The 20,266-nt window shown below is 56.7% G+C and carries 18 protein-coding genes; 11 read left to right on the plus strand and 7 right to left on the minus strand.

The genetic code is table 11. The features are described from left to right. Positions 1-3 precede the first annotated feature (3 nt). The 9 genes from AB7M16_RS12075 to AB7M16_RS12115 all read left to right on the plus strand — a co-directional run bounded on the left by AB7M16_RS12075 (position 4) and on the right by AB7M16_RS12115 (position 10,106). Complete coding sequence (locus AB7M16_RS12075) at positions 4-564, plus strand: WcaF family extracellular polysaccharide biosynthesis acetyltransferase (protein WP_453944029.1); 561 nt, start codon at positions 4-6, stop codon at positions 562-564. 96 nt (positions 565-660) lie between these two features. After that, positions 661-1,692 (plus strand): glycosyltransferase family 4 protein, encoded by a 1,032-nt coding sequence (locus tag AB7M16_RS12080; RefSeq protein WP_453944030.1) that lies wholly within the window; start codon positions 661-663, stop codon positions 1,690-1,692. After that, positions 1,689-2,828, plus strand: a complete 1,140-nt coding sequence (locus AB7M16_RS12085) for a glycosyltransferase (protein WP_453944031.1) — start codon at positions 1,689-1,691, stop codon at positions 2,826-2,828. The genes AB7M16_RS12080 and AB7M16_RS12085 overlap by 4 nt, the downstream gene beginning before the upstream one ends. 146 nt (positions 2,829-2,974) lie before the next feature. Beyond that, entirely contained in the window at positions 2,975-4,225 is a 1,251-nt protein-coding gene (locus AB7M16_RS12090) for a lipopolysaccharide biosynthesis protein (protein WP_453944032.1), read from the plus strand. A gap of 2 nt (positions 4,226-4,227) precedes the next feature. Further along, positions 4,228-5,460, plus strand: coding sequence for a glycosyltransferase family 4 protein (locus AB7M16_RS12095; protein ID WP_453944033.1), 1,233 nt, complete (start codon positions 4,228-4,230; stop codon positions 5,458-5,460). A 23-nt stretch (positions 5,461-5,483) separates the two neighbouring features. Continuing rightward, the gene (locus AB7M16_RS12100) at positions 5,484-6,713 is read left to right on the plus strand and encodes an O-antigen ligase family protein (RefSeq protein WP_453944034.1); all 1,230 of its coding nucleotides are present in this window, start codon (positions 5,484-5,486) and stop codon (positions 6,711-6,713) included. After that, positions 6,713-8,299 carry a GMC oxidoreductase gene (locus tag AB7M16_RS12105; RefSeq protein ID WP_453944035.1) on the plus strand — a complete coding sequence of 529 codons (1,587 nt, stop codon included), beginning with the start codon at positions 6,713-6,715 and terminating at the stop codon, positions 8,297-8,299. Before AB7M16_RS12100 ends, AB7M16_RS12105 begins: the two co-directional genes overlap by 1 nt. Continuing rightward, positions 8,296-9,273: an aldo/keto reductase gene (locus tag AB7M16_RS12110; RefSeq protein ID WP_453944036.1), complete on the plus strand. Its 978-nt coding sequence runs from the start codon at positions 8,296-8,298 to the stop codon at positions 9,271-9,273. The genes AB7M16_RS12105 and AB7M16_RS12110 overlap by 4 nt, the downstream gene beginning before the upstream one ends. Beyond that, complete coding sequence (locus AB7M16_RS12115; protein WP_453944037.1) at positions 9,267-10,106, plus strand: hypothetical protein; 840 nt, start codon at positions 9,267-9,269, stop codon at positions 10,104-10,106. Before AB7M16_RS12110 ends, AB7M16_RS12115 begins: the two co-directional genes overlap by 7 nt. Before the next feature lie 498 nt (positions 10,107-10,604). Here AB7M16_RS12115 and AB7M16_RS12120 read toward each other — a convergent pair whose 3' ends face one another. The 7 genes from AB7M16_RS12120 to AB7M16_RS12150 form a co-directional block, all read right to left on the minus strand. Beyond that, positions 10,605-11,483, minus strand: coding sequence for a glycosyltransferase family 2 protein (locus tag AB7M16_RS12120; RefSeq protein ID WP_453944038.1), 879 nt, complete (start codon positions 11,481-11,483; stop codon positions 10,605-10,607). Positions 11,484-11,504: 21 nt separating this feature from the next. Continuing rightward, a complete protein-coding gene (locus AB7M16_RS12125; RefSeq protein WP_453944039.1) occupies positions 11,505-12,230 on the minus strand; it encodes a hypothetical protein in 726 nt (241 codons plus the stop codon). Between the two features lie 31 nt (positions 12,231-12,261). After that, a complete protein-coding gene (locus tag AB7M16_RS12130; protein WP_453944040.1) occupies positions 12,262-14,517 on the minus strand; it encodes a polysaccharide biosynthesis tyrosine autokinase in 2,256 nt (751 codons plus the stop codon). Between the two features lie 261 nt (positions 14,518-14,778). Continuing rightward, on the minus strand, positions 14,779-15,399 hold the full coding sequence (locus tag AB7M16_RS12135) for a hypothetical protein (protein ID WP_453944041.1): 621 nt from the start codon (positions 15,397-15,399) through the stop codon (positions 14,779-14,781). A 138-nt stretch (positions 15,400-15,537) separates the two neighbouring features. Continuing rightward, positions 15,538-17,031, minus strand: a complete 1,494-nt coding sequence (locus tag AB7M16_RS12140) for an O-antigen ligase family protein (RefSeq protein ID WP_453944042.1) — start codon at positions 17,029-17,031, stop codon at positions 15,538-15,540. A gap of 22 nt (positions 17,032-17,053) precedes the next feature. Then, positions 17,054-17,635, minus strand: a complete 582-nt coding sequence (locus tag AB7M16_RS12145; RefSeq protein ID WP_246708835.1) for a hypothetical protein — start codon at positions 17,633-17,635, stop codon at positions 17,054-17,056. 169 nt (positions 17,636-17,804) lie between these two features. Further along, positions 17,805-19,007: a polysaccharide biosynthesis/export family protein gene (locus AB7M16_RS12150; protein WP_172785749.1), complete on the minus strand. Its 1,203-nt coding sequence runs from the start codon at positions 19,005-19,007 to the stop codon at positions 17,805-17,807. 276 nt (positions 19,008-19,283) lie between these two features. Between AB7M16_RS12150 and AB7M16_RS12155 the strand changes: the two genes are divergently transcribed. Both AB7M16_RS12155 and AB7M16_RS12160 read left to right on the plus strand, forming a co-directional pair. Next, the gene (locus AB7M16_RS12155; RefSeq protein ID WP_453944043.1) at positions 19,284-19,856 is read left to right on the plus strand and encodes a hypothetical protein; all 573 of its coding nucleotides are present in this window, start codon (positions 19,284-19,286) and stop codon (positions 19,854-19,856) included. A gap of 77 nt (positions 19,857-19,933) precedes the next feature. Then, entirely contained in the window at positions 19,934-20,209 is a 276-nt protein-coding gene (locus AB7M16_RS12160; RefSeq protein ID WP_453944044.1) for a hypothetical protein, read from the plus strand. Positions 20,210-20,266: the final 57 nt, after the last annotated feature.

Raw genomic sequence — 20,266 nt, forward strand, 5'->3', positions numbered from 1 at the left:
CTCATGGCTACTGATGAGTTACCGATCTTTCAGGACCTCTCGCAGTCCAAGCCGCCGCCGGGCTTCAGAGGGCGCTCGGGATTCACTGTACTGCTCTGGCAGACGGTTCAACAAACACTGTTCGCCTGGTCTCCACAACCTGCCTATGGCTGGCGCCGATTGTTATTGCGCCTCTTCGGAGCTGAAGTTGGAAGAGGAGTGCGCGTGAGGCCCACTGCGCGCGTGACCTATCCCTGGAAAGTCAAGCTCGGTCACCATTGCTGGATCGGTGACAATGCAGAGCTATACAGCCTGGGAGCGATCACTATTGGAGAAAACGCAGTGATATCGCAGCGCTCCTATGTCTGCGCTGCTACGCACAACTACAGGGATATCACTTTCCCGCTGGTCGCCAAGCCGGTGGTGGTGGAGCGCGAAGCCTGGGTCGCAGCCGATTGCTTCATCGCTCCAGGAGTAACCGTAGGCGCTGGCGCCGTCGTGGGCGCGCGAAGCACGGTGCTGCAATCGGTGGCCCCAGCGACGATTGTGGCAGGCCAACCAGCTCAGCTAAAAGGCCAACGATAAGTGCCTAAAAACTCTAGATCCGACAGTCGCCCGCAAATTATCGCCGTCGGCCAGATGCCGCCGCCCGTGACGGGCTATTCGTATATTACAGCCCGAATGATCGAGACGCTTGGCGAGAATGCCGACGTCGAAGCGATCAACATCTCACCGCCAAATCGGCTTGGTCCGTCCAAACACCTCCACAAGGGATGGCAGGTCCTGCGCGCTTGCTGGCGCATCGCGACGAACTCGCGACGAACCACGGTCGCTTACTTCGGGTGCGAAGGGGATTGGGGACTCATCTATACTGCAGGGCTTGTCATGTCTGCCCGTCTCTTCGGCTACACGATTTTTCTTCACCATCACAGTTTTAGCTACATTGACAGATGGTCCGCTCTGATGAGGCTGATTTTGAGTGCCGGCAGAAAGCGAACTCGGCACATCTTCCTCTGCGCAACGATGCGAGATCGCTTTGAACTACAATATGGGAGAATTGATGATTGCCGCATAGTCTCCAATGCTGCCTTTGTCGATCCCTCTTCAATGCTTAAGGAGGATGCGCCCCTCCCCGGCCCCTTGCGGTTGGGCCTGCTCAGTAATCTGGGGCGAGAGAAAGGTTTGTACATCTTCATCGATCTGCTGCGCGCATTGAGGCAGTGCGGCGTTAACGTTCGAGGCGTACTTGCCGGTCCGATCGCAAAGGAAGAAGACAGGGTAAACGTTACGGCCGCTGAAAGCGAATTGGACGGCGCACTTCAGTATATCGGTCCTGTCTACGGAGAGGCGAAAGACCGCTTCTATCGCGACCTCGATGTGTTCGTGTTTCCTACGGTCTACCCAAACGAGGCACAGCCGACCGTGTTGTTCGAAGCGCTCGCGGCCGGCAATCGGATAATTGCGTACGATCGCGGATGCATAAGAAGCCAAGTCGGCAAGGTTGGCCTCGCTATAGCCACCACAGAAGACTTTTGCCTCCGAGCCAGCGCCTATCTTGCTGAACAGCAACAAAACTCTATCAGCACCTCGTCTCGAGAGACGATCGTCTGCGAATTCCGCGAACTGAAGAGCACTGCTTTGCTATCAGTGGCAACTCTGATGGCCGATTCCGGTCACTCACGTTTCAGCAGCCATCTCGGATGTTGCTCATGAAAGTCGTCGTCTGGCACAACATAATGTGGTCGCGCTACAAGGCCGCGGTTTTTTCGTCCCTACAAACCCTTTGTAACGAACGACAGACGAAACTGCAGGTCTACCAAATCGCAGAGACTGCAAATCAGCGAACAGGCCTTTCACCCACAGATGTGTCTCGCCACAAGTATCACTACGAACTGCTGTTTGATGGCCCCTATGAGGCTATTCCGCGACTGCCGCTATTCTGGAAGATTGCAAAGAAAGCGTTGCGCGAGGATGCCGACGTGACGATCCTTGCAGGTTACGATCGTCCTGAGTATTGGATACAGGCGACGATTCTCTTGCTCCGTCGGAAGGTTTTTGCATGTTTTTGCGATTCGACTATCCACGACAATAAACAGAAGCTTGTTGCTGGTTTTCTTAAGCGCATTTTTTTCCGATCATGCAGTGCGATTTTTTGCTACGGCCAGCGTGCCGCCGAATATGTCAAGCTCTATGGAGCCGCCCCTGAGAAGATTATTCATCGTTGCCAAGCGGCCGCGCTGTACGAGGGATACACACCTGAACTTGCGTTGGAACAAAGACTGGCGATGCATGACCGCTCACAACCTGCAAGATTCCTGTATGTCGGCCGCTTCTCTCGCGAAAAGAGCCTCGATCACCTGATTCTCGCCTTCGATCGTTTGCGAAAAGAGATGCCGGCTGCGGAATTGATACTCGTTGGTGGCGGTCCCGAGGAAAAACACCTCCAAAGTCTCTGCATCCAGCTTAGCCTCGGGAACAACGTCCAATTTGCTGGCCCGAAGCATGATCAGGCGCTGTTTTCGGAATACCTTAAGGCCACGGCCCTCGTGCTGCCAAGCTACAGCGAGCCATGGGGCCTCGTTGTCAACGAGGCACTAAGCCACGGATGCCCGGTGGTAGTGAGTGATCGCTGCGGTTGTGTTCCGGAGCTGGTGGTCGAGGAGAAGACAGGGTATTCCTTCCGATGGGGCGAGATCGAACATCTAGCTGATAGAATGAAACAGATCGCTCAAGCGAGGGGGGACGCGATGTCTCTTATGTGCATACAGCAGATCGCACCCTACAGCCCAGAAAACGCAGCGCGAAGCATGCTTGACGGATGCACCTTACTCGCGCGCGCGGGCCACTAAAATTGCATCGGTTCGATATGACCATAGCACACTCTCTAACGCGGAGCGATCTCTCTGCAACCGGCCGCCGTATAGTCAGGGGAACCAGCGCCAACGCATTCACCCAAGTGGTGATTATACTTGTTCAACTACTGCTTGTTCCCACAATGGCCGCCTCGTGGGGCATCGACCAATACGGACGTTGGCTGCTACTATTTACGATTCCCTCTTATCTTGCATTGAGTGATCTCGGCTTTGCGACGGCAGCCACCACGAAGATGACCATGGATGTCGCAGAAGGTCGGCTTGATGATGCGTTGAGAACGTTTCAGAGCACAATCGTTGTCGTGCTGGGTATATCCTTGGCTGTCGGCATCGCGGGGGCTGTAGCTATCCTCGTTCCTCCGAATGCCTATTTCAGCAAAGATGCCTCTCAGGCATTGGAAGTAAAGGGGACGCTTCTTGCTCTTTTAATATACGGGCTCATCTGTTTGCAGGGTTCTCTCCTCCAAGCAGGCTTCCGTTGCAGTGGACATTACGCTGTTGGAACACTTCTACAAGCATGCTTACAGCTTATGGAAGGAGCCGTCGCCCTGCTAATTGTAAAACTTGGCGGCTCAATTCTCGGGGTGGCGTCGGGATATCTCGTCACCCGCTCTATATTGTTAGGGGGCCAACTGCTGATTTTAGCCCGATTGGTCCGCTGGCTCTCATTTGGCATTAAGCACTGCTCCCTGGCTGACATACGTCAGCTACTTCATCCCGCCCTGGCCGTTATGGCCCTTCCGGCAGCCCAAAGTCTTTTTCTTCAAGGGAGCGCGATTGTGCTTGGCATGACCGCTTCGCCTGCAGCCGTCGCCACTTTTACGACAGTCCGGACTCTCACCCGCGCCGGCGTGCAATTCACGACCCTCGTCAATCACGCCCTGATGCCAGAGGCTGCGGCTGCGGCCGCCCTGAATCAAACCCAAAAATTGAAGAAACTGCTTTACTTGACGCTGGTGAGCAGCCTTGTGGTTACTCTCCCTGGGTCAGCGATTCTTCTGCTGTTTGGACAACAACTTGTCGAGCTCTGGACTGCGCATACTATCAATCCCACTTATGCGCTCGTCGCTACTATGACCACAGTGATGCTAGTCAACGGCATGTGGCACCCCCTTTCCAATCTGCTGTTAGCAGTCAATAGGCAAGCTACATACTCTTACGTCTTTCTCGGGGCTGTAGCCGCCTCGCTCGGCATCGGATTTTTCTTGAGCCGAGCTCTTGGTGAAGCTGGAATGGCGATGTCGATTTTGCTGCTCGACTTGTTCATGCTTCAACATGTGGCACGGCACGCTTGGAAGGCTTTTATTGTTATAGCTCCTCCGAAAGAAGTGATCGTCCCCCCCTTGGATGTAACTAGAGCAGCGAAGCTGTAACAATGAAGCCAATCGGCGTTTTTCACCCTGGCACCCAACATTCTTGGCAAACTGCCCGTGCGCTTCAGTCGACTGGACAGCTTGGCTGGTACTTGACTTCCATTTATTGGCTTCCAGAGGAATTTCCCTACCGACTCATCAAGATGATGCCGCCATCCGTGCGAGCTCATGCGAAATACGAGCTAAGCCGGTATGTTCATCCCGACCTTGACTCTTCTCGTGTGCACGCGGCTAACGCAATCGAGTGGTGGCGACGTATCGCCAATCGAGCGGGCTCTCGCCAGCTGGCAAGGCTACTAGCGCGAGCAAGTGATGCATCCATGGGGCGTCCGGTTTCCCGGCTGCTAAGTCAGACTCCGGTCCGTGCCGTATGGGGGTACGACAATGTGGCGCTCGAAGGCTTCTTGGCCGCCGAAAAACGTGGAATCGGGCGCATTCTTGATCGAACAGTCGGACATCCGTTGGTCTACAATCGAATAATGGACGAGGTCTACGAACAGTATCGTGACTTCTTTATTTCATCCAATTATCGAAAGCCTAACTGGGTGATTGATCGCGTAAATCTAGAGCACGAACTCGCGGACGTTGTTCTTGTTGGGTCGGAGTTTTGCAAGTCCACCCTCTTTGAACCGGAAGTACCAAAGATTCCCGAAGAAAAGCTGCGGATCCTACCGTACTGTTACGACGACGTATTCTTCTTCAATGGAAGAGTTCGGCAACGGAAGAAGGGCACGCCTGTTCGTTTTCTCTTCACTGGGCAAGCTGGCCCGAGGAAGGGCATACATTTAATTCTGCAAGTTTTTGAGAGGCTCCCGAAAAATGCAGCTAAGCTAACGATTGTTGGGTCTCTCGAAATTCCGAAGGAAGTGTTCGCTCGCTACAGGGACCGAATAGACTACCACCCTACTGTTCCAAGAGATCAAGTGCGCTCCTTTATGGAACACTCCGACTATCTGATTTTTCCGTCCTACTTCGAAGGCGCCGCGCTCGTAATCAACGAGGCGATGGCGATGGGCCTCGGCGTCATTCAATCTTCTCGAACTCACGTTCCGCAGCCAAATTCTCCACTTCTTATGAAGGAAGTCTCCGAGCCAGAGCTGGAACGATGTGTGCACACTGCGATCGACAGAACTCATCTGCTGGAAGAGTTGAGCCAAGACGGGATACAGCGCGCTCGCGAATTTACATTCGAATCATACACTGCGCGCGTTAGCGAGTTAGTCGCCTCGCTATGAGAAGGGGTTCGGGAGATCGACGAATGAAGCTTGACGTTGCGTTGACCGCAGCCTCGCTTTCGGCGCTCATGTTTGCTAACGTCAACGGCTATGAACTGGTATTCCAACTGGCCGCCATTTCGATGTTAGCCGGCGCGGCAACAGCAAGTCTCATCAGAGATTTTCGACCTTCCAGGCTTACGTTTTTTGAAGCGTCCGCATTGTTAGCGATCTTTCTCTCGATAGCTACGGTCCCTTTCACCGGAAATGATTATGTTGCTGCATACACCGTGCTATTCCTGCTGACGGTAGTCAGTATTGGACTGATCTGCCGATCACTTCAGTTCGAGGAGCTAATACTCGCTGCCAGCGTTTCGTACTATATCGGCCTCTTCGCAATCCTAGTCATCGACGGACCGAGTCTTTTGAAGGCGCTTGCGGGCAATCCTCTCACTCGTTGGGAAAACCGACTTGCGCCACTTGGAACACATCCAAATTTGGCTGGCTTGATTTACCTCGGAGGTGTCTTGATCCTTTTAGCTCGCTTCCAGCGCGCATTGCGGGTTGAACGAGCTGCAATTCTTGTTTGCATAAGCATCTGCTTCCTCGTCGACGTGGGCGCTTCAGCCAGAGGAGCACTCGTTTCTCTGGTGATCGCTGGCGGTTTCTTAACAATCCGAAATTTTGGATCTTTCAAGAAATACGGTCTCTCCATCGCACTTGTTGGACTCACCTTCTCCTTTGTTATCCTGATAATCTTTCCCAACGAGATTTGGAATTACATCTCGACCATGTTCGAGCTTAACTCGACGACTCGCGGCTTGGACTCCGGGGGTACCGGGCGCGTTGATTTATGGCGCCAGGGTGTAGACCTCATACTCGGCCGCGACTTGCAAATGCTATTCGGAAGTGGCCTGCGCTCTTCAAGCCCTGATGCGATTGGCTTCTCTACCGAGAGTTCGTTCATCACAATCTTCATAGAATCCGGATTGCTCGCCGGGACTCTTCAGATAGCAGCAATCATCACAACGCTTCTCAAAAAGGATTTTGACATCCCGAGCAAATACCACGTGATCGCCAAATCCATTGTAATCTTTTTCTTGATTCAGTCTTTCTTCAATCGATACCTAATTGCGATCGGAAATCCATTCTCCATGTTCTTCCTAATCTTAGTCGTAAAGCTTAGCTTAGAGGGAAAGCAAACTTTGTCTGCGCACTCGGGTGACAAGATACGTGTTTCGAGCTCAAACCTGAGAACTGGTAGGAGCAGCTGATGCTTATTTCCGCAGCAGAGCTCGATTCGACGTCCCCGTTCCAATCTAGCATTATTGTCGTGGGCGCAGGAGCTGTTGGCCTGATGGTTGCCAACGATCTTGCCCGGCGGGGAGTGCGCACGGTCTTACTAGAAGCTGGACCAAAGACCATTACCAAGAAGTCACAAGACTTCTTCGAAAAGGCGCGGAGTGTTGGACGCGCGTTAGAGGGGCTCCACATCGGCCGGTTTCGAGCTCTAGGTGGGACGACAAACTTCTGGGGCGGACAACTTGTGCCATTTGAGCCTGTTGTTTTCCTGGACCGCCCCTGGTTGCGGGCCGCGGCTTCCTGGCCGGTCACGTTTGGCGAACTACAACCTTTTTACAAGAGGGTCTATGAGATCGCTGGAATGGACGGCGTACTTCAAGACGATGCCGAAGTGATGAGGGAATTTGGTGTTTGTCCGCACACGTTACCGAAAGAACTTGACTTCTTCTTCACCCGCTGGATGCCAGAACCCAATTTTGCGCGCCTTTTTGAGGCTGATCTACGGAATAACCCCAATCTCACGGTGGTTCTCGACGCACCTGTCGTAGAGCTATCTTTCGACCACGGAAGCAACCTCATAGAGCGGGCCCGCATCGTTCGGCCGGATGGAAGCTCGCTAGAATTTATGGGCCGGGCGTTTGTACTCGCCAATGGGACGATCGAGATTGCGCGGCTCCTATCACTTCCGTTGAAGAGCGGAGATCAGGCCCCGTGGCAGTCCAGTAAATGGCTGGGACGAGGCTTCATGGATCACGTCGATGTTGTGGCAGGCGACGTCAAACCGATCGACGCAAGGAAGCTGCACAACCTCTTTGACAACGGGTTCATAAGGGGGATCAAATATCAGCCCAAGCTAAAGTTATCCGAAGAAGCGCAAAGATCGCGCGGCTTGCTCGGAATAGCTGCGCACTTGATCTTTCGATCATCCGTTACTGAAAATCTGGCGAATGCAAAGACCTTACTCCGAAGCGTAACCCGAGACTGGCGTGGGATTGGCCCGGTCGAAGCAATCAACACGTTGCGTGGTGCTGCCAATGTCGCGCTTCCCCTAGCCTATCGATACGTGAGATACCGCCGAATGTACAATCCCGCTGATCTCGGCATCCAACTACGCCTTACGTCCGAGCAGGTTCCCCTTTCGGAGAGTCGCCTCACCTTAGATGGCGAGCGCGACAAGCTTGGCATGCCCTTGGCTGCTATCAATTGGAAAGTCGACGGAGTCGAGTTGGAAACAATGGCGACATTCTCTGAGATAGTTTCAAAATATCTGGAAGACGCGGGTGTGGCGAAGGTCGCCCTAGACCAACAACTATCTGCTCGTGACAGCGATTTTCTACTTCGCGCGGATGATGCTAATCACCACATGGGAATGGCTCGTATGTCGGATCATCACGGCGATGGGGTCGTAGACCGAAATCTTCGCATTCACGGAACTCGCAATCTATTTGTAGCTGGAGCTGCTGTTTACCCGTCGACCGGATTTGCCAATCCAACCCTCACGGCGATGGCTCTCGGCCTTCGACTGAGCAACGGCCTCGCGAACGGGCTCGTATCGTGAAATCGATCTTCTTGCCGCGCTCTCGAATTGCTACGACGCGAATTGGCTTCGGCTGCGCGTACTTGACCGGAGGTTTTGAGGCACGATCGAACCGAAGCCTGGTACATGCAGCTTTTGACCTTGGATTCCGGCATTACGATGTTGCTCCGCCTTACGGGATCGGCACCGCGGAAGCAATCCTGGGGGAAGCTCTGCGCGCGCGGAGACACAGTGTCACCATCGCGACGAAGGTTGGATTAAAGCGCCCTTCACTTACCTTGAGAAAGCAGGCGGTGCGGTTTGTTGCTCAACCGATCCGGCGGCTTGCACCAACCGTGGCGCGTTCCCTTGGGGGTAGGCTTATTACTGCCTCGGCAGGCGCGCGTGACTTCAGCCTCGATGCCGTGAAGTTGTCCGTATTCACCTCTTTGAAGCAGCTACAGACAGACTATTTAGACCTACTCCTCCTGCACGAGGTCAGCCGAGAGGACCTAAACGACGAACTCTTGACGTTCTTGGACAAAGAACGCGGATCAGGAACCTTCCTTTCGATCGGCATCGCAACGAAGAGCCAGAAGGCTGCTCTTATCATCGAGGACTATCCTAAATTCTTTGATGTGGTCCAATATGCATGGAATGCACATGATTCCATGGGTTTCAGCGATCAGACGCATTTCCACATAACCCACCGGGCAATTCTGGAGGCTTACCGGAAGATTCGCGCTCTCTCTTTAGAAGATCCACGAAAAGCCAAGTCTCTTCAAGACGAAGTCGGGTTTGATTTGGGTAATTCAGAAAACCTTTCCAAAACCCTCTTGGGAGCTGCTGTAGCGCGAAATCCCGAGGGAATAACCCTTGCCGGAACACGCACATTCAAACACCTTCGCGTAAACGCTTCGCTCCTAGATGGCAGCCAATTTGTCGAGGCTGGTGAGCGTCTGTATCAAAGCTTGAATAACATGGTGAAACATGAGGCGGCACAAGCCAGATGTTGAAGCTATCATTTGCCGCCCATGCGCTAACGGGACTGATGCTACTGGCCTTGTGTAGTGGCCAAGTGCTCGCGGAGTGTCCGAAGCGCCCTCTCCCAAAAGGCGCAATAGCGCTTAACCTTCGTACCGCTAAGATTGATATCTGCCCTAGGTTAGAAGATATCAGCTTCGAGCCAGAAGCTATGGCCTATCTATACAATGGGCTGTGGTGGCTAAAGCAGCAACCTTCCGCGAGCCTCTATTCAAACAACGAAACTGGCCATCTCACGTTGCTCCTGGGAGGAAACATCGGCAGTGTTAATCGAGGGATGAGACCTGGCCTGATTCCTCTTCTCCCTGGGAGAAGATCGTTCTACGTCGAGTTCACAGTGTCAATATCTGACAATGACCCCGATCATTGGCCGGCCGTTTGGCTGATGCCTATCGAGCACAATGTACGTCAAGACGATGTTTACGAAGGCGACCCACCGAAATTTGAACGATGGCTCGAAATTGACGTTGATGAAGGTGGCTACGCGAACGGAGCGATGGGAACGGCTCTCTCCTGGTCAGGTGTTTGGCCAAACTACACTCGGATTCGAAGCACGCCTAACCTGCACAACGCGTTTCTTGACAGGACGAAGCTAAATCGCTTCGGCGCGGGCTTTGATGCCTCTAATATGTCGATAAGCTTCTGGCTTAATGATGAACTTCAATATGTCGCTCGTTCCCCTTCGGTCCCTGACGTAGCGTTGAAGCAGAATTTCTATTTGATTGTGAGCGCCCAATCACGGGGGAAGAACATTCCGTACAGAATGAGCGTGGCGAGGGTGCAAGCGTTTCAAGATAACCCTTAATCTCGGAAAGGCTGCTTACTTTTGAGAGATGGAATATCGGAACGCTGATACCTTCCTCATGGTACCTAGGATCGTGTCAACGCGCTTGTAACCTTGAATTTCGAGATCCTTACATCTATCACTTTGAGAATAGCAGACTTTCACTCGGATATTTCGTGGACAATTGTTCTTGATACTCACCACATGATCGATGAGGTCGCGATCGACTAAGTGGGCTCGGCCAGCAGCCTCGCTATCCAAGCACGGACGACCTACAGCATCTCGGATAACTGGAGTCGCAGATTGTTCCGCGGGCCCTTGCAAGGTGAGTTTAGGCGGATTCCCGCTTTGGCTTGCTGACTGGGAATGTGCGGGCGCTAACATTACGATTGTCGACATGAGCATCCACCTACCGGCAATCGCGGAGCGTTCTTTTAGCTTCATAGCCATAGAAATTTCTCTCTTCGAGCCAAGTAGTCGATGACGACTTTCGCGGAAACCCTGCCCTGCATCTCTCGCTCAAAGCTCGTCCAGAATCCTCAGGGGATCGAGCTTTCCATTCAGTAGGTCCCTTAGCGCGACCAGATTTCCAGCTAGCCGACCTCTCCTGTCGATCCAAGCTTCGGGAAGCATTGACCTCATTGCGTTCGCAAGCAAGTTCTTGCAAACGAACAACGCGGCGGTTGGAAGCGAGATGAGACGCCGATGTCGCAAGTATATCGGATTGGCGACTTGAGAGTAGCCGTACCTTCTCCCCGAGACTCGCCCGTGCTTATCTCCAAGATGAACACCAACTGCTTCGGTTGTCTGGACAATCCTACCGAAGTGACAGATTGTTCTACTAAAACTCAGATCCTCAAGTAGACCATGTAGCGGAAGGCGCTCATCAAACCGAAGGCCATGCTGGAACACAGTGCGAAGGCGAATTGCCATGTTGCAACCGTACGCACTGAAGACATCCCGCACCCCCTGCGCTTGCTTCTTGAAGGATCTTATGACCGCCTCAGCATGGGCAGATGTGAAGCCGGGCCCAGTGGCACCATCTAATATTAAGGTCCCAATAGCCATCTGTATTCGTTGCTCGGCAGAAAATAGACGCTCCATCACACGGATATAGTCGCGCTCAATTATGAAGTCGTCGTCGAAAAATAGGAGCAAATCAAAATTTGAACATCGGTCCAGTATTGCATTACGTTGAATGCAAAGACCGGGCTTGTGATTCTCGACTACTGTCGTTGGACAATCAAACGGTTGCAGATCGCCTTCGTCGATGTCTTCGTGGCTGGTTATAGACACGAATACATGATCCGGGGCTCTACTTTGAGCTCTCAGAGATGCGAGAGTTTGGCCTATCGTTTTTCGTCTTCCTCTTGTGGCAAATCCCACTGCGATTCGCATACGCTTTACCGATCCAAGTACTCATCTGAAAAAGCTATCTCGCACGGCTACTCCCGGTACGCTTGCCTTTGCCCCATCATCCATCAGCTTCTTTGCGAGCGCCTCACGAGATACTATGCTCGCTTCGTCCAAGCCGTTGAGCAGCCGCTCCCTATGCATCCAACCGACGCTTGTAAGGTTTATCGCCGCATCCTCAATAAAGTTGTTATCGACCATCTCTGCGAATTCCGAGACGACAACCTTCTTCATTGTATCGGGCAGCATAGGAAAAACGGCGAGCGCGAGCCTGTTACGGCGAAGCGCAATCCAGCCCTCGCGCGGGCCCGCGGTGTAGGATTGGTCGAGGAATCTAATATTGCGTAAGTCGAAACCGCTACTGGAAGTCTCGAGCGAATAGAGCATCATCCATATGTAGGCATCCGCAGGATTGACAGAAAGCGCAGACGCTACCGAGCGCCTAACTACTTCTAGCTGCGTATCTTGCAGTTGCGAGATGCGCCCTCTCATAGACTCCTCAGCGATGCGCAGCCAGATCAGAGCTTCCCCGCGCGCGAACGCTGGTGGCGATACGAGGACGTTTAGCTTTCCTTCTAACTGCGCCGCGAACTCCCTCAAAACTCCGGATTTGAAACGATCCCCCGCGACTATCCGCACCGCTATGTCGCTAACTGGCACCATAGATCGAAACGACGGCCCAACGGCGAACGACCAGAGCACCGCAATGAGGCTGAGCAGGAGGAACAGCACACGCGCCCAGCTTCCTAGACTTATAAAGCGGCTACTCGACGTAGCCATAACGAGCGTAGTACTTTTGATAGTAGTAACGTCCGTGATAGGATTCGTAGCGAGACAGCAACTTAGTGTCTGCCTTATTGAGTACGACCCCCAAAAGCTTGTCTTGAATTTCAGGCGCCCCGCGCAGGTTGTGCTTCACCACGTCGATGTCGGTTTTACCCCACTCCACCACAAATATATATGAATCTACAAAGGAGGAAGTGACTCGAACGTCAACGACCGGCGCCATGGGTGGCATATCGAGAACCACGTAATCGTATTTCGACCGCAGCGCGGCGACGAGCGCATTCATCGCCTTTGAGGCGAGAACCTCGTTTGTGTGCAGGAGTTTCGATGTAATACCCGCGGGGAGGACCGACAGTCGCGTTTCGGGATCGGTGATCAACGCAAACTCAAGCTGCACCTTTTGCGCGACCACGTCTACTAGGCCCACTTGCGCATTCGGTGCCAGCGCTCGCGATAGTGAGGGATTACGTAGGTCCAGATCAACCAGAATCACCCTTGCTCCGCTATGGGCAATCAGCTGCGCAACGTTGGTTGAAAGAGTGCTCTTTCCTTCATTCGGTAAGGTCGAAGTAACTGCCAGGATGCGGTTCTCACGTACTACCGAATTGAGATCCACCGCGACCTTCAGTGAACGCACTGCCTCCGCAAAACGTGACAGCGGATTGTCGACGACATAGCGCAACAGATTACGTTGAGGTTCATTAACCTTTTTGCGCAGCTTAAGGGAAAGCTCGGAGGGTGCAATACTTCCATCCAGCGCTGGCAAAATGGCGATGCAATTCGTACCGAGTACTTCCTCGACTTGGGAGGTAGTCCGAAAAACCTTATCAGACAGCTCACGAGCCATTGCCACACCAAAGCTCAGCATTAGCCCAGCAAGTAGAGACGCGGCCAAGATAAGCCCCGTCTTGGGAGAACTCTTAAACAGGGGAGTGGTCGCCGCTCCGATCACGCGCGCTTCAGTGATTGGGAACGATTGCTGTTGCACCGATTCCATGTAGCGCTGCAGGAAATTGTCATACATCGCCTGGTAGCTCTGCGCGCTGCTCTCGAGTTCGCGGAGCTGAATCTGCGCGTGGTTGGTGAGCTGCGATTCCGATACGACGTTGTTGAGACTCGACTTGATAGCCTCCTCGCGGGTCACCGCGATGTCGTAGTCGCTCTTGTAGGACTGCTGGATACGTCCGAGCTCGTCCTGAATGTTCTTTTTGATCTCCGCCATCTGCCGGCGCAGGTTGACAGCAGCCAAGTGATCCGACCCGTATTTCATCGCCCAGATCGATTCCTTGGAAGCCATATCGACATACTGCCCGCGTAGCTTGACAATGGTGTCGTTCTTCAGGGCATCGGCAACGTTGGCGTCCGGCACATCCTGTTTCTGAATCTCATTCATGCGGTCGAGCCGCGCCTTCGCCTCGGCGGTGGCCGCATGCGCCATAATGAGCTGACTATTCACCTCGGCGAGCTGCTGCTCGTTCATTAGACGACCGCCGGTGTCGACGATGTTGTTGGCGGTCTTGAAATCTACTACCGCCTTCTGCGCGGCCGACGCCTGGGTGCGCAACTCCTTGATACGGTCCTGCAGCCAAACACTTGCGCGACGAGTGGCTTGGTACTTCGCCTCGAGCTGGTCGACGATATAGGCATCGGCAATCGCGTTTGCGATTTGTGCGGCCTTTTGCGCATTTGATGCCGTGTAGCCGATTTCCATTACGTAGGTGAGCCCAACACGCTTGATGGTTCGATTTTTCTCGAACTGAGCTACCGCCCACCGCATCTGCTCGAATTCCGATGGCGCGGCACCGCTGGAAAACAAGCCTTTGATCCCGTCGGCAACGGCGCTAAGCACTCCGCCACGAGTGCCCCAGAACTCCGGATCCTCAATCAAGCGGAGTTCGCGGATAACGGCGAGACTCACATTCTCGGATTTCAGAATCTCCACTTGAGTTTCCACCGTTGCAGAATCAACAGCGAGATCACCTAGTAACGGCTGCTGCTGGAATAACTGAACCTTGCGGGTATCGATCACCATCGAGGCGGTGGAGGTGAACAGCGGCGCGGCGGTGAAGAGATAGAGCAGCGCCAGGATCAGGCAGGCCGAGACGATCGCGACCATGGTCGGGAGCTGGCGGCGGACGATGTCAAAATAGGAGGTCAGCGCTCGTGACGGGGAGCCGTCGGCCTCGGCGAAATCACGGTTGATCTCCGAGGTCGGCTTGTTCACCTGCAACATCTATCGGTCCCTGAAATCAATCCGCGATCTGGTTTTAATGAATTGAGGTTTGGCCATTGCCTCCAGACCTTCGGAGGCAAGCCTCGTGCCCTGTCACCGTACGCAAGGTAGCACAAGGCCATCTGGAGTTGAACGCCGTTGACGCAGTGCAACGCAGCTTTCGCCCGACAATTCGCGTGAACGTTAACGACCCGAACGTAAAAGCGGCGCTCGATGGCGCCGCTCTGCAGGAAGGTTCACAAGGACTTCACTGATCCACGCTCAGCGTGGGCTCACCTGATTGACAGTGGTGCCGCCGACGGAACCGCTGCCAGTGCCGGTGCCGTTATTGGCAGTCGTGTTGTTGCCGAAGACCGTGCCACCGCCGCCACCGCCGGTCGCAAAGCCGCTGGTGCCGGTCGGTCCGCCCGAGCCGCTGCCGCCGCCACCGGCACCGCCACCGCCGGTCGCGGCGATCGCGACGTCGCCGGTCGCGGCCTGATAGGCTGCGATCACGTCGGGGTTGCCGGTGCCGGCGATCGCGGTCTGGATCTCATTGGCATAGGCCTGGTCCTGCTGCGCAGCCATGCGGGCGACCTGGGCGAGGCCGGCAACGATCGCGCGCATCTGGTCCTTGGTGGTCGCAGGATCCTTGAGCAGCGCGATTAAGCCGGGCAGCGTGGTCGGGTCGGAGGCGCCGAGGTCGCGCACGCGCGAGATTAGCTGCGGGCCGCCGGTCGGATATTGCTGCAGCAGGCTGTTAGGAGCGGCCTTGAAGTCGGAAATGACGGTGGCCGGCAGCTGGCGCTGCGGCGGGTAAACCGCGGCGCTGGCGGCCGTGGCGATGGTCGCGGCGACGGCCGCGGCAGCAGCCATGCGAAGCGCGATGCGGATAACGTTCATAAATCAACCTCCAAAAAAAAACAGCTGCCCCGATTCCTCGGCCCGGGCAAATGGCTGTGCAGTGCAGGAACCTAGCGGAACTGAAAAGAGCTGTCCACTTATTCTAAAGACTTCGTAAACGGCGCAACTGCTTCAAATCTAGACACTTTTGCGATGCTCGGGCCGCGCGAGCGGGGCTGGCGCCGCGGTTGCGGAGCGGCCCTCGGCTCGCGGTGCGGTGGCGACAGTATCGGCCGCTTGGCGGCCCTCCCGGCTCGAGAACGACTGCGACAGGCCTGCGCCGAAAAGCGCAAAGAACGGAATGCTGTAGCCGGGCACCTGCAACGTGAAGTCGAGGCACGAATGCAGCAGCGAGAGCGTCGCGGTGGCCGCGGCGGAAAGCGGGATGATAACGTCGCGCCGTCGCCCGAACACGCCCCGCGCCAGCACGAGCAGCATGACGGCCCAGCCGAGCGCCACCAGCAGCGCCATCGGGATGCCTACCTCGGAGGCAAGCTCCAGCGGCGTCGAATGCGCGGCATCCCAGACGCCGCGAATCGAGATGTTGGGGCTGCGGTACGGCGGGAAGGCCCATTGGAAGGTGCCCATGCCGGTGCCGAACCAGGGGTTGTCGCCGATGATTTTCAGCGTCGATTTCCAGGCCTCGATGCGGCCCTCGTCGACCAGGCCCTGGCTGTCGAAGCGGCTGGAGACGCGGCCGCCCAGCAGCTGCAACAGGCCGAGCGCCACCGCAAGGCCCGAGCCGAGCGAAATCCAGATGCCGGTGCGCGGCGGCAGGTCTTTCCGCAGGAAGATCGTGAACGCGACGATCATCGCGAGCAGCGACAGGCCAACGCCGGCGCGCGAGGTCGTCATGAACATCGCCATCAGGCAGATCAAGAGGCATGCGAGCTGCGGCAGGATCTCTCTTGGCGGGATCGCACGCAGGTCGAGCGACAGACGCCGCCATTCGATGTGCCGCTCCGGCAAGCGGCGGCGGACGTCCTCCAGGATCAGCAGCATCCAGATCACCGCAGCCGAGCCGAAATAGGCCGCCGCCGTGTTGCGGTTGATGAAGGTGCCGGTGACGCTGCCGAGATACGCCGTCTTGTCTCGCCACAGGATCATGGTCGGCTCGATCAGGAACGAAGCGACGCCATAGAGCGCGTAAGCCGCGCCCGAGATCGCGATCACCCAGAGCAGGCGACGCGCGCGCATCCGATCGGCGCCGACGGTGATGCCGAGCACGATGGCGAGGATGTTGGCGAGCGGCGCGCCGAGCGCGAAGAACGCCTCGTTCTTGACGATCGAGGCCGACGGGGCGATCGGCACGCCGAGCAGATCGGAGGCCTGCTTCCAGATCGGCTGGAACGGCGCGAGGAAGGGATGGTCGGAGAGCTGCTCGTGCAGCACGAAGGCATAGGCGGCCACGATCACGCCGATGCCGGCGAGCAGCCAGAGATGTGGCCGGCGCAGATCACGCGTCGTCGCGAAGATCACCGCGATCCCGAGGCACAGGCACCAGAACGCGATCGACAGATCATTGGTCGAGCCGAACGGAAACGGCGCGGCGGCGGCCACGAAGAACAGGATGAAGGCCGCGGGCAAGCTCCATGAGCAGCGAATCTTGGGAAGCCAAAGGCGCATCGTCATGTCTTGCGAGCCTTGCTCGCGCCTAGAGGAAGCAATCGATCGGATAGATCTTCAGATCCACGTTGAGGCGGCTGTTCCGGGTCTGCGCGCGGAACGCATAGAATAGTCCAAAGCTATCACTCCCCTGATCGAGTTTTATTCCGGGGGTTAATTCGTCGGGCGGGACCAGAACGCCGATGTGCCGGTTGATGGCGGAAATCTCGATCCGCCCCTCACCTTGCGCAAAATGCCCGCCGAGCTGGGTCACGGTGACCTTCGGCAGGCCGCGGCGCTGATGGCAGACGTCCTCCTCCCACAGCTTGGTCTGCTGCACCAGCGGCTTGCCAGCGCCATCGGGCACGACGATGTCGGGGAAGGACGGGCGCAGCATGCCGAAGAACTTGCTCTCCTTGGAGTTCGCCGAGAGGCGGACGGTGAAGGACAGCTCGCCCCTGGCTCCCTTGAGGCGCGACAGGACGGGAGCGTCAGGCTCGGCGGAAACCATCACGTCGATGCGATGGCGGACGCCCATCTCGGCGGCAGCGCCGAGCACCGGCTCGGCCGGTGCGAGGGCGAAGGCGAGCGGGACGAGAGCCAGAAGATGGCAAAATCTTCGAAAGCGCATGAAGCCCCTTGCAGCAGCGCGGAGACCAGTGGCGGGCGCGTCCTACTCGGTGACGCCTTCATCCGAACCTGCCCGCCGGCCCGGCGACAATACCGATTGGATCGCTAAACGAAAATGGCACCGGGACAAAGCCCCGGTGCCATCGTCTTAGGTCGGTCAAGTCGGCGTCTTACGGCGCCAGCTTGATGTTGTTGCGGAAGATCAGCGCGTCGTTGCCAAGATTGATGGCATCGCTGCCGGTCGCCATGATCACGCGCATGTACTGCAGGAACTTGGCAACTTCGACGTTGCGCGAGTTCGAGACGTAGATGATGTCGCCGTTCTTCATCATGACCTTGGTGGCCAGGAAGAAGCCGCCCGGATCGCGGAAGTTCACGTTGAAGATGACCGGGATCGTCTCCGAGGTGTACTTGCTCACGTCGATGCCGAGCTGGGCCGCAACCTCGCGCGGCTCGCGGCGATAGAGATACACGGCAGCCGGATCGGCCTGGCCGTCCAGGAGACCGCCGGCCTTGCCGACGGCTTCGCCGAGGTTGATGCGCCAGGCGTCGAAGTTGAACTCGCCGCTCTGGCCGCTGGCGCCGAACGCCATGAACTTCTGCTGCTCGCGATAGACGTAGATGCTGTCGTCGGGGCGCACATAGACGTTGTTCTCGGGCGCCATCACGAGATTCTCGAACGGCACGGTGGCCCGCCGTCCGCCACGCTCTAGCATGACCCAGGTCTCGAAGCCCTGGCCCTTGATGCCGCCGGCGCGGGTGATCGCATCGAGTACGCGATCCTTCGCACCCGCCGCGCTCGCCGGATAACGCGCCGGCGAATTGACCTCGCCGAGCACGCTGATCAGCTGGGTGCGCTGCGAGGACATCGCCACGACCGCCTGCGGCTCGATGGCGCGGTTGCCGATCCTCTCGACGATGGCGCGCTGGATTTGGACCGCCGTCAGGCCCGCGGCCTTGATCTGCCCGGCATAGGGCACGGTGATGAAGCCGTCATTGTCGACCGACTGATCCGGGATCGTCACATAATTACCCGGACGGACGCCGGCTTCGGCCGGGATGAACAGACCGCCTGCCGCGGCTTCGAAGATGGTGACGCTGACGACGTCGCCGATGCCGAACACGATGCTGGCGGGCGGACGACGATCGGTGAACACGCCGGCGAGTCCCTTGGGCTCATGGGTGTGCAGGATCTTCACCGTGGCCGGATTGAGCGGCACCAGCTCGTAGGCCGGCGCGTTTTCCGTCTGGATCTTGTTGTTGACGTCGTCGGTGAGCGGCCCCGAGCCGGGATTGGTCGAGCAGGCCCCGAGCGCTAAAGCGGCGGCCAGGAACGCTGGCTTCAACACATAGGTCTTGGCAATAGATGACATGAATCGCGCCCGAGGGTCCCCAATTGACGTAAATTGGTACGGCCTAGGGGGTGGTGCGACAAGTGTTCCCGGTGGTTAACGGAGCAATCCGTCGGCCAGTGTTGCGTGTGGGCCACTCTTTGGGGCTTGGTTTAACCCTTTGTGACTATTTGTTGTATTTCGTGTGCTCAGTTCGAGAGCAGATCGCCCCAGTCGAGGGCTCAGTGTGTCGAGCGCAAGGCTTCTTGACCGCTCCGCCCTCTGCTAACTCTGGGGTGTTGAAGATAGGAACTCCCCGTGTCTGGCCTCCTTCTGATCCCGCTGTTGGCGGGCTCCCTCCTTGGCGCCGCCGATCGCGCATCCGGCCCCACCGTCGCCTGCCCTGGCAGCGCCGTGGGGTGGTGTCGCGGCGCGGCGGTGGTTGAGGTCGCCGGGTCTGCGTCCACTTCCGTTTGGAAATTTACCCGGACCCAGGGGGCCAAGGACGGCGAGAGCTTCGCCGCGATCATGAAGACCGCGGACACGACCCAGTCGGACCCGGACTTCGCCGGCCTGATCGTCCGCTGCGCGCCGAAGGGCAAGGTCGATGTGCTGGTGGCCTTGATCCGGCCCTTCCCGCCCCGCAGCCGCCCCAAGGTGACCATCGCCGCGAGCGGCGGCGGCACCTTGAGCTTCGAGGGCAGCATGGCGGCCGCGGGCGCCGCCGTGCTGTTGCCGGACGAGGTCTCGGCCTTTGCCGCGGGCAAGTGGCAGACCACGGCCTCACTGTCCGTGGTGGTCAGGGAAAGCGACAGCGAGATCAAGGGACTGGTGGCGCTGAATGGCTTGCGCGAAGCCTACAATTCGCTGCTGGCAAATTGCGGCCAATAGGCCAAATTTAGCCATACAACTTAAGGGTCTTTTTAAGGTGGGGAACCTAGGGTCCGAAGCACGGGGGAGTGTTTCGGATGACCGCCTTTTTGATTTTCAGCTTTCTGGTAGGTGCCGTGCTGGGCCAGCGCTTTCGCGTGTTCGTGCTCCTGCCGGTCACATTTGCACTGGTGCTCACCATGCTGCCGGTCAGCATGATGACCAGCCTTGGCTTCCTTGAAGGCATGAGGGCTGCGGTGTTCGCCGCCATCGCCCTCCAGGGCGGTTACCTCTTCGGTTCGGGGGCGCGCTTTGCCCTTGCCGCCGCACGCGCCACCCGCGTCTTCGGTCGAGCGGTCAAGGCCACCCGCTGATCACGGCGCAGGCCTCGGTTTGAAAACGCACCGCCCGCTTGTATGGTGACCTGACCG

The sequence above is a fragment of the Bradyrhizobium sp. USDA 372 genome (genome assembly GCF_053629095.1).